Genomic DNA, 7,525 nt, shown 5'->3' on the forward strand with positions numbered 1-7,525 from the left:
GGTTCGGGACGGGGGTGGAGCCTGTCGGGGCCGGTGGCGGGGCTGGTCAGAGGGTAGGCGGTGGAGCCGGTCAGGGCCGGGTGGCGAAACGCAGCACGTTCCAGGAGACGGCGGGCAGGCGTACGGTGCACCGGCCGCCGTCGACGGTGGGGGTGGTGGTCTCCCGGGGCGTGACCCGGTCGGGCTCGGCCTCGGTGTTGCACGCCGTCGGGTCGTCCCCGGCGGCGAGGGTCAGGTGGGCTCGACCGGAGGGTCGGGGCAGGCCGCGCAGGTCGAGGTCCAGCGCGAGGTCCTCGGTGCCCCGGTTGACCGCGAAGACGACCAGCTCGCCCCGCTCCTCGTCGTGCACCGCCACGGTGTCGAGGACCGGCACGTCGCCGTAGCGGGCGGTGGGGTAGGTCGGGGCGACCGGTTCGGTGCGCAGCACCGTGCCGCGGGCGTACCGGGCGGTGAGCGCGAACGGGTGGAAGATGCTCTGCCGCCAGGCCGGACCACCGGTGCGGGTCCGGATCGGCGCGATCACGTTGGCCAGCTGCGCCTGGCAGGCCACGCCGACCCGGTCGGCGTGCCGGAGCAGGGTGACCAACAGGTCGCCGACGACCACCGCGTCGACCGCGGTGTAGGTGTCCTCGATCAGCGCCGGGGCCTCCACCCAGCCGCGCCGGTCCAGGTCGGCCTGGAGCCGGGACTGGTACCAGACGTTCCACTCGTCGAAAGAGATCTTGAGCTTGCGCGGCTGGCGCAGCCTGGCCGCCACGTGGTCGGCGGTGGCGACCACCTCGCGGATGAAGTTGTCCATGTCGACCGCCGAGGCCAGGATGCTGGCCTGATCGCCGTCGGACGGGTCGTAGTAGGTGTGCGCGGAGATGTAGTCGACGTGCTCGTAGGTGTGCTCCAGCACGGTCGCCTCCCAGGAGGCGAAGGTGGACATCCCCCGGTTGGAGCTGCCGCAGGCGACCAGGCTGATCGAGGGGTCGACCAGCTTCATCGCGCGGGCGGTCTCGGCGGCCAGCCGGCCGTACTCGTCGGCGGTCTTGTGGCCGACCTGCCAGGGGCCGTCCAGCTCGTTGCCGAGGCACCAGAGCCGCACCCCGTACGGCTGCTCCGCGCCGTGCTTGCGGCGCAGGTCGGACAGGGCCGTCCCGCCCGGGTGGTTGGTGTACTCCAGCAGGTCGCAGGCCTCCTGGACGCCACGGGTGCCGAGGTTGACCGCCATCATCGGCTCCACCTGAGCCCGGGCCGCCCAGGTCATGAACTGGTCCAGGCCGAAGGCGTTGGTCTCGATGGTCTTCCAGGCCAGGTCCAGCCGGCGCGGCCGGTCGCCGACCGGGCCGATCCCGTCCTCCCAGCGATAGCCGGAGACGAAGTTGCCGCCGGGGTAGCGGACCACCGAGACGCCCAGTTCGCGGGTGAGTTCCAGCACGTCGGTCCGGAACCCGTCGGCGTCGGCTCCGGGATGGCCGGGCTCGAAGACGCCCCCGTAGACGCAGCGCCCCATGTGCTCGACGAACGATCCGAAGAGTCGGCGGTCGGCCGCGCCGATCGCGAAGGCGGGATCGATCGTCATCTGAGCGGTCCGCAAGGGGGCCACCTTTCCTGGTCACCTGCCTGACTGCGAAGTGACAGCGGTCACTCCTCTGCCCGACTTTCTACAACGTTGTAGGCAACGTTGTAAAGGGCTGGCGGCACGGTAAAGTGCCCCGCATAACGGGGTCGGGAGGGTGACGAGGTGCGGCACAGGCTCAAGGACGTGGCCGAGAAGGCCGGGGTGTCCGTGAAGACGGTATCGAATGTCGTCAACGGATACCAGCATGTCCGCCCGGCCACCCGGGCCCGGGTCGAGCAGGCGATCGCGGAGCTGAACTACCGCCCCAACCTCTCTGCCCGCAACCTGCGCAAGGGGCGCACCGGGGTCATCGCCCTCGCGGTGCCGGAGCTGGACATCCCCTACTTCGCCGAGCTGGCCCGACACGTCGTGGTGGCCGCCGCCGGGCAGGGCTGGACGGTGCTGATCGACCAGACCGGTGGCAGCCGGGAGCAGGAACGGGCGGCCGCCAGCGGCATCGGCGACCACCTCATCGACGGGCTGATCTTCAGTCCGCTGGCGCTCACCGCCGAGGACCTGACCGGCCTGGACGGCACCCCGATGGTGCTGCTCGGGGAACGCGTCGACCACGGGCCGGCCGACCACGTGATGATCGACAACGTGACCGCCTCCCGGCAGATCACCGCCCACCTGGCCGGCCTCGGCCGCCGCCGGATCGCCGCGATCGGCGCGCAGCGCACCGTCGAGGGGGCCAGCGCCCGGCTGCGGCTCGCCGGCTACCGCGCCGCCCTCACCGACGCCGGACTCGGGTACGACGAGCGCCTAGTCGCCCCCGCGCCGGTCTGGCACCGCGCGGACGGGGCCGCCGCCATGCGGAACCTGCTCGCCTCCGGGGTGCGCCCCGACGCGGTCTTCTGCTTCAACGACACGCTAGCCCTCGGCGCGCTGCGCGCCCTGCACGAGCACGGACTGCGGGCGCCCGAGGACGTCGCGGTCGCCGGCTTCGACGACATCGAGGACGGCCGGTTCTCGATGCCCACCCTCAGCACCATCGCGCCGGACAAGGAGCGCATCGGCCGGCTCGCGGTGGAACTGCTGGTCGGCCGGATCGAGGGCGACCGGGACGCTCCGCCTCGTACGGTCACCGCCCCGTACCGCCTCGAACTCCGCGAGAGCACCCTCGGCCGCTGACTGCAGGGGCCCCCTGTTACCGCTTTCTGCCGAGCAGGGGACCCCTGCAGGCACCCAGGCACCCGGTTCACTTGGTGCGCCCGGCATGCCCTGGCGCTCGGCGCGCCGAGCGCGCGGGCACCCCGGGGCGGTGGTCCGGGAGCGGGTGTTCCCGGAGCCGACGGTTCGGGGTGTGGTGTCCACGTGCGTCGGCTCTGGCAACCCCGCCGGACATCCTCGGTCACCCCGAGCCCGTCCACAGCCCCGTCGCACGCCCCGGGTACGGTGCCGGCACCTGCCCCGGGCTCGGTGAGAGCGTCCACGCCGGAGCCGGTGACGGCGCCTGCCCCGACGTCGGTGATGCCCCGGCCGGTGGACCCGGAGGCGGAACAGTGGCCCCGTCCTCCGGGGTATCAGCTCACCTAGATCGACTCCGTTTCGGCGGTGTCGGGGTGTCCACAACTCTGGATGCACCGACATCGCCGATTCGGCGCCGGCCCCCGGTAGCAGCCGGGCCGTCGGTCAGTCGAAGAAGCGGGCCAGGTGGGACGGCTCGGGTCCCGGGTCGTCGGCGGCGAGCGGCGTCAGGTCCGCGAAGATCGACGCTCCGTCGCAACCGACGTGCAGTGGATACCAGCGCGGCGCACCGGGCGGGCGCTGCCCGCAGATCCCCTTGATCGTCTGAACGTCGAGCAGCCGGACGTGGGTCGGGTCGGCGACGGCGTTCACGTGCCGCCACCAGGGGCTCATGACGTGCAGGACGCCGCCCGGCCGGAGCACCCGGTGAGCCTCGTCCACCAGGGGCAGGAAGTCGACCATGTGCTCCAGGATGTGCACCGCGAAGAGGACGTCGACCGAGTCGTCGGCCAGCGGCAGCGACCCGGACAGGTCCGCCACCGCGTCCACACCGGGGGCGGGGAGGATGTCCAGTCCGAGGTTGCCCGGGTACTGCTTGGTGCCGCCGCAGCCCAGGTCGACGACGACCGGTGCCCGGCCGGCGAACCCCACCCGCGACCAGACCCCGAACACCCCGGCGAGCCGGCCGACCCGATCCCGGACCAGGCGCAGGTCCGCCGCCGTGGGCACCTCGCCGGTCAGGTGGGCCACCCCCCGGTCGAACCTCACGTCGACCGCCAGGTCGCGCAGGCGGTCGTCGTGTCGGGCCTGGTCCGTCCACGCTTCGGCGAGAAAGACGTCGATCGCCCTCAGCCGGTCGGCCGAGGGCGGTGCCTGCGCCAGCGCGACCATGCGGGTCACCTCCCGCCGCCCGTTACCCGCATCCGCGCCCGGTATGCGCGGGCTGCCGGAGAGGTCGACCCGGTGCCCGGACGGTGCGTGCACGACGACCGGTGCGGGCGGCCCGGTCAGCCGGTGATGTCGGATCGACCGCTCCGTCCGGCCCGGTCAGCCGGTGATGCCGCGTCGACCGCTCCGCCCGGCCCCGCGTACCCGTTGCCGGGGCGCGAGCTGCGCCTTCGGGCGCTTGAGGTGGTAGCGGTGCAGTTCGTGGTTGCCGGGCAGCGACGGGTCCTCGCTCATCGACACCAGCTCCCACCCCTGGTCGCCGGCCCGGTTGAGGTGGGACAGCGCGGTGTCGCCGTACGGCGTGACGTCGACCATGGTGCCGTCCGGCCCGTACCAGTGGAAGGTGACCTCCCAGCCGATGCCGTCGCTGACCGCCTGCCGGCGGCGCACCAGCAGTGCGTACTCCCACCTCAGCATGAACCGATTGTGACCCGCCGATGGACGGTACGCACGGATCAGAGCTCGGCGATCCGTCCGTCGTCGACGTGCAGCCGGCGGTTGGTCTCGATCGCCTCCAGCATCCGCCGGTCGTGCGTGACCAGCAGCAGCGTGCCGGGGTAGCCGGCCAGCGCGGACTCCAACTGCTCGATCGCGGGCAGGTCGAGGTGGTTGGTCGGCTCGTCCAGCACCAGCAGGTTCACCCCGCGTCCCTGGAGCAGCGCGAGCGCCGCCCGGGTCCGCTCGCCGGGGGAGAGGGTCGCCGCCGGCCGCAGCACGTGGTCGGCGCGCAGGCCGAACTTGGCCAGCAGGGTCCGCGCGTCCGCCGGTGACATCTCCGGTACGGCGGCCCGGAAGGCGTCCAGCAGCGGCTCGTCGCCGACGAAGAGTTCCCGGGCCTGGTCGACCTCGCCGACCACCACTCCCGGTCCGAGCGAGGCGTGCCCGGACTCCAGCGGCACCCGGCCGAGCAGCGCCGCCAGCAGGGTGGACTTGCCCGATCCGTTCGCCCCGGTCACCGCCACCCGGTCGGCCCAGTCGATCTGGAGGGTCACCGGGCCGAGGGTGAAGCTGCCCCGACGTACCACGGCGTCGCGGAGCGCGGCCACGACGGCGCCGGCGCGGGGCGCGGCGGCGATCTCCATCCGCAGCTCCCACTCCTTGCGCGGCTCCTCGACCACCTCCAGCCGCTCGATCAGCCGCTCCGTCTGCTTGGCCTTCGCCGCCTGCTTCTCGGAGGACTCGGACCGGAACTTCCGGCCGATCTTGTCGTTGTCGGTGGCCTTGCGCCGGGCGTTGCGGACGCCCTTCTCCATCCAGCCCCGCTGGGTGCGGGCCCGTTCCTCCAGCCCGGCGCGGGTATCGGCGTACTCCTCGAAGTCGGCGCGGGCGTGCCGGCGGGCCACCTCGCGCTCCTCCAGGTACGCGGCGTAGCCACCGCCGTAGTGCTTGACCTGCTGCTGGTGCAGGTCCAGCTCGAGGATCCGGGTGACCGTGCGGGTCAGGAACTCGCGGTCGTGGCTGACCAGCACCGTGCCGGCCCGCAGCCCGGTGACGAACTCCTCCAACTTCGCCAGCCCGGCCAGGTCGAGGTCGTTGGTCGGCTCGTCGAGCAGAAAGACGTCGTACCGGCTGAGCAGCAGCGAGGCCAGCCCGGCGCGGGCCGCCTGCCCGCCGGAGAGCCCGGTCATCGGGTGGTCCAGGTCGACGCCGAGCCCCAGGTCGGCGGCCACCTGACCGGCGCGTTCCTCCAGGTCGGCACCGCCGAGGGCGAGCCACCGCTCCAGCGCCTCGGCGTACGCGTCGTCGGCACCGGCCGCCCCGACGGTCAGCGCCTCGGTCGCCGCGTCCAGTGCGGCCTGCGCCGCCGTCACCCCGGTCCGGCGGGCCAGGAAGTCGCGGACCGACTCGCCGGGGCGACGTTCCGGCTCCTGCGGCAGGTGGCCGACGTTCGCGGTGGGCGGGCTCAGCGCGACGCTGCCGGCCTCCACCGGCTGCAACCCGGCGAGGGTACGCAGCAGCGTCGACTTGCCGGCTCCGTTCGCCCCGACCAGGCCGACCACGTCCCCGGGAGCCACCACCAGGTCGAGTCCGGCGAAGAGCAGCCGGTCGCCGTGCCCGGCGGAAAGGTCCTTGACGATCATCGTGGCGCTCATCAGAAGGCGAAGCCTAGCCCTCCGGCCCCCCGTGCTCCGAGCGGATTAGGCAGACTGACGCGCGTGGTGACCACGTTGGCGATCGACTGCGGTGGCGGCGGCATCAAGGGCACGGTGCTCGACGAGGCGGGGACGATGCGCGCCCGGCCGCTGCGGGTGCCCACGCCGTACCCACTGCCGCCGAGCCTCTTCGTCCGGACGCTGCTGGACCTCGCCGGGCGACTGCCCGCCGCCGACCGGCTGACCGTGGGCATGCCCGGCATGCTCCGGCACGGGGTGGTGGTGGCCACCCCGCACTACGTCACCCGGTCCGGGCCACGCTCCCGGGTCGACCCGGCCCTGCTCGCCGCGTGGACAGGGTACGACGCGCGTACCGCGCTCGCCGACGCCTTCGGGGTGCCGGCGCTGGTGCTCAACGACGCCGAGGTGCACGGTGCCGGAGTGGTCGCCGGCAGCGGGTGCGAGCTGGTGCTGACCCTCGGCACCGGGCTCGGCTGCGCCCTCTTCGACGGCGGCGTGCTCGCCCCGCACCTGGAACTGTCCCAGGCCCCGGTGCGCTGGGGGATGACCTACGACACCTACATCGGTGAACCGGAACGCCGCCGGCTCGGCGACGGCTTCTGGTCCCGCCGGGTCCGGCAGGTGGTGGACGGACTGCGACCGGTGTTCCGCTGGGACCGGCTCTACCTGGGTGGTGGCAACTCCCGACTGATCCGTCCCGAGCAGCTCGCGCGGATGGGCGAGGACGTGGTGGTCGTCCCGAACACCGCCGCCCTGGTCGGTGGGGTCCGGGCGTGGCAGCTCACCCCGTCGGTCTCCGTCGACGGGCGTCCGGGCGGCTGACCGGGCGGGAACACTCGCCGCCCCTGCGGTGTTTGTGCGAGCGTCGGACGAGGACCGGACGGCGGGAGACGAGGGGGTGGGTCGAATGGACTTTCTGACGGAGTACCGGCGGGCGACGATGTTCTTCGAGGCCGGGGACCCGACCGGAGCGGCCCGGCTGTTGGAGCCGATCGTGGCGGCCGAGCCCGGCAACGCCTCGGTACGACAGCTGCTGGCCCGCGCGTACTTCCAGTCGGCCCAGCTCGGCCGGGCCGAGGAGCAGCTCCGGGTGCTGGTCGACCAGGACCCGAGCGACCACTACGCGCACCACGTGCTGGGCCGGACGCTCGAGCGGCTCAACCGTCCGGCGGACGCGCTGCGGCACCTGCGCATCGCCGCCGCGATGCACTCGACGAACGACGACTACCGCAAGGCCCTGCAACGGGTCGAGACCCGGGTCGGCGGCCCGCGCTGACCATCCGGGGCCCGGGGGGGGGGCCGCCCCCGGCGGGGCGGCCCCCCGCCCCCCCCCCGGCCCCCCCCCCGCCCCGGGGGGGGGCCCCCCCCCCCCCCCGGCCGCCGGGGGGCG

The 7,525-nt window shown here is 73.5% G+C and carries 7 protein-coding genes; 3 read left to right on the forward strand and 4 right to left on the reverse strand.

The features are described from left to right. Positions 1-70: 70 nt before the first annotated feature. Entirely contained in the window at positions 71-1,582 is a 1,512-nt protein-coding gene (locus tag ACIBJE_RS28020) for an alpha-N-arabinofuranosidase (protein WP_396753269.1), read from the reverse strand. A 147-nt stretch (positions 1,583-1,729) separates the two neighbouring features. On the opposite strand from ACIBJE_RS28020, the gene ACIBJE_RS28025 reads away from it, so the two are divergent. Then, positions 1,730-2,737, forward strand: coding sequence for a LacI family DNA-binding transcriptional regulator (locus ACIBJE_RS28025; protein ID WP_396753270.1), 1,008 nt, complete (start codon positions 1,730-1,732; stop codon positions 2,735-2,737). Between the two features lie 501 nt (positions 2,738-3,238). On the opposite strand, the gene ACIBJE_RS28030 is transcribed toward ACIBJE_RS28025, so the two are convergent. The 3 genes from ACIBJE_RS28030 to ACIBJE_RS28040 all read right to left on the reverse strand — a co-directional run bounded on the left by ACIBJE_RS28030 (position 3,239) and on the right by ACIBJE_RS28040 (position 6,114). After that, complete coding sequence (locus ACIBJE_RS28030; protein WP_396753271.1) at positions 3,239-3,964, reverse strand: methyltransferase domain-containing protein; 726 nt, start codon at positions 3,962-3,964, stop codon at positions 3,239-3,241. Between the two features lie 156 nt (positions 3,965-4,120). Beyond that, on the reverse strand, positions 4,121-4,438 hold the full coding sequence (locus ACIBJE_RS28035) for a hypothetical protein (RefSeq protein WP_396753272.1): 318 nt from the start codon (positions 4,436-4,438) through the stop codon (positions 4,121-4,123). Positions 4,439-4,476: 38 nt separating this feature from the next. Further along, positions 4,477-6,114 (reverse strand): ABC-F family ATP-binding cassette domain-containing protein, encoded by a 1,638-nt coding sequence (locus ACIBJE_RS28040; RefSeq protein ID WP_396753273.1) that lies wholly within the window; start codon positions 6,112-6,114, stop codon positions 4,477-4,479. A gap of 63 nt (positions 6,115-6,177) precedes the next feature. Between ACIBJE_RS28040 and ACIBJE_RS28045 the strand changes: the two genes are divergently transcribed. Both ACIBJE_RS28045 and ACIBJE_RS28050 read left to right on the forward strand, forming a co-directional pair. Continuing rightward, positions 6,178-6,957 carry an ROK family protein gene (locus tag ACIBJE_RS28045; RefSeq protein ID WP_396753274.1) on the forward strand — a complete coding sequence of 260 codons (780 nt, stop codon included), beginning with the start codon at positions 6,178-6,180 and terminating at the stop codon, positions 6,955-6,957. An 85-nt stretch (positions 6,958-7,042) separates the two neighbouring features. Next, positions 7,043-7,411, forward strand: coding sequence for a tetratricopeptide repeat protein (locus ACIBJE_RS28050; RefSeq protein WP_396753275.1), 369 nt, complete (start codon positions 7,043-7,045; stop codon positions 7,409-7,411). Positions 7,412-7,525 lie beyond the last annotated feature (114 nt).

It is taken from the genome of Micromonospora sp. NPDC050187 (assembly GCF_044459745.1).
Taxonomy (GTDB): Bacteria; Actinomycetota; Actinomycetes; order Mycobacteriales; family Micromonosporaceae; genus Micromonospora.

Bases quoted from the DNA above. Each gene is read 5' to 3' on its own strand.
- ACIBJE_RS28030 (WP_396753271.1), bottom strand. From the start codon at position 3,964: ATGGTCGCGCTGGCGCAGGCACCGCCCTCGGCCGACCGGCTGAGGGCG.
- ACIBJE_RS28035 (WP_396753272.1), bottom strand. From the start codon at position 4,438: ATGCTGAGGTGGGAGTACGCACTGCTGGTGCGCCGCCGGCAGGCGGTC.
- ACIBJE_RS28040 (WP_396753273.1), bottom strand. From the start codon at position 6,114: ATGAGCGCCACGATGATCGTCAAGGACCTTTCCGCCGGGCACGGCGAC.
- ACIBJE_RS28050 (WP_396753275.1), top strand. From the start codon at position 7,043: ATGGACTTTCTGACGGAGTACCGGCGGGCGACGATGTTCTTCGAGGCC.